Source organism: Dellaglioa sp. CoH-55-MRSF-6, from assembly GCF_056782215.1.
On record NZ_JBXAYJ010000012.1, the window covers coordinates 1 to 1,799 of the forward strand.

A 1,799-nucleotide genomic window follows, 5' to 3' on the forward strand; every position below is an offset into this window, starting at 1 on the left:
TGGCGCTAAGAAGCTTAACTTCTGTGTTCGACATGGGAACAGGTGTATCCTTCTTGCTATCGCCACCACACTCTTTTTTTGAGAAAACTTATTCTCTCAAAACTAGCTAATATTTATCATTGATTTTTAAGCCGTACACCGTTTCACACCACTTTGTGGTTAAGTCCTCGACCGATTAGTATTGGTCCGCTCCATACATCACTGTACTTCCACTTCCAACCTATCTACCTGATAATCTTTCAGGGGTCTTACTTCCATAAAGGAATGGGAAATCTAATCTCGAGGTGAGCTTCACACTTAGATGCTTTCAGCGTTTATCTCATCCATACATAGCTACCCAGCGATGCCCTTGGCAGAACAACTGGTACACCAGAGGTATGTCCATCCCGGTCCTCTCGTACTAAGGACAGCTCCTCTCAAATTTCCTACGCCCGCGACGGATAGGGACCGAACTGTCTCACGACGTTCTGAACCCAGCTCGCGTACCGCTTTAATGGGCGAACAGCCCAACCCTTGGGACCGACTACAGCCCCAGGATGCGATGAGCCGACATCGAGGTGCCAAACCTCCCCGTCGATGTGGACTCTTGGGGGAGATAAGCCTGTTATCCCCAGGGTAGCTTTTATCCGTTGAGCGATGGCCCTTCCATACGGAACCACCGGATCACTAAGCCCGACTTTCGTCCCTGCTCGACCTGTAAGTCTCGCAGTCAAGCTCCCTTGTGCCTTTACACTCTGCGAATGATTTCCAACCATTCTGAGGGAACCTTTGGGCGCCTCCGTTACCTTTTAGGAGGCGACCGCCCCAGTCAAACTGCCCACCTGACACTGTCTCCCACCACGATTAGTGGCGAGGGTTAGAGTGTTCATACAACGAGGGTAGTATCCCACCAATGCCTCCTCCGAAACTAGCGTTCCGGTCTCTACGGCTCCTACCTATCCTGTACAAGTTATACAAACACTCAATATCAAGCTACAGTAAAGCTCCATGGGGTCTTTCCGTCCTGTCGCGGGTAACCCGCATCTTCACGGGTATTATAATTTCACCGAGTCTCTCGTTGAGACAGTGCCCAAATCGTTACGCCTTTCGTGCGGGTCGGAACTTACCCGACAAGGAATTTCGCTACCTTAGGACCGTTATAGTTACGGCCGCCGTTTACTGGGGCTTCAATTCTGGGCTTCGCCGAAGCTAACTCATCCTCTTAACCTTCCAGCACCGGGCAGGCGTCAGCCCCTATACGTCATCTTACGATTTTGCAGAAACCTGTGTTTTTGATAAACAGTCGTTTGGGCCTATTCACTGCGGCTGACCTTTCGGTCAGCACCCCTTCTCCCGAAGTTACGGGGTCATTTTGCCGAGTTCCTTAACGAGAGTTCTCTCGCACACCTTAGGATACTCTCCTCGACTACCTGTGTCGGTTTGCGGTACGGGTAGTTATATTCTAACTAGAAGCTTTTCTTGGCAGTGTGACATCAGTTACTTCGCTACTTAATTTCGCTCCCCATCACAACTTGTCCTTAAAGTTAAGCATTTAACTCAACTTCAGACTTATTGCTTGGACGCACATATCCATCAGTGCGCTTCCTTAGCCTGCTGCGTCCCTCCATCGTTCAAACAAATATAACTAGTACAGGAATCTCAACCTGTTATCCATCGTCTACGCCTCTCGGCCTCGACTTAGGTCCCGACTAACCCTGGGAGGACGAGCCTTCCCCAGGAAACCTTAGTCATTCGGTGGACAGGATTCTCACCTGTCTTTCGCTACTCATACCGGCATTCTCACTTCTAAGCGCTCCACT

Annotated in this window: 2 rRNA genes (1 of these 2 running past the window's edge); both read right to left on the reverse strand. The window is 49.9% G+C overall.

The features are described 5' to 3' along the window. Positions 1-70 (reverse strand): 5S ribosomal RNA (gene rrf, locus AC1RPK_RS07510); the annotation flags it as partial. Between the two features lie 85 nt (positions 71-155). Next, positions 156-1,799, reverse strand: a 23S ribosomal RNA gene (locus tag AC1RPK_RS07515); it runs 1,375 nt beyond the window's last position.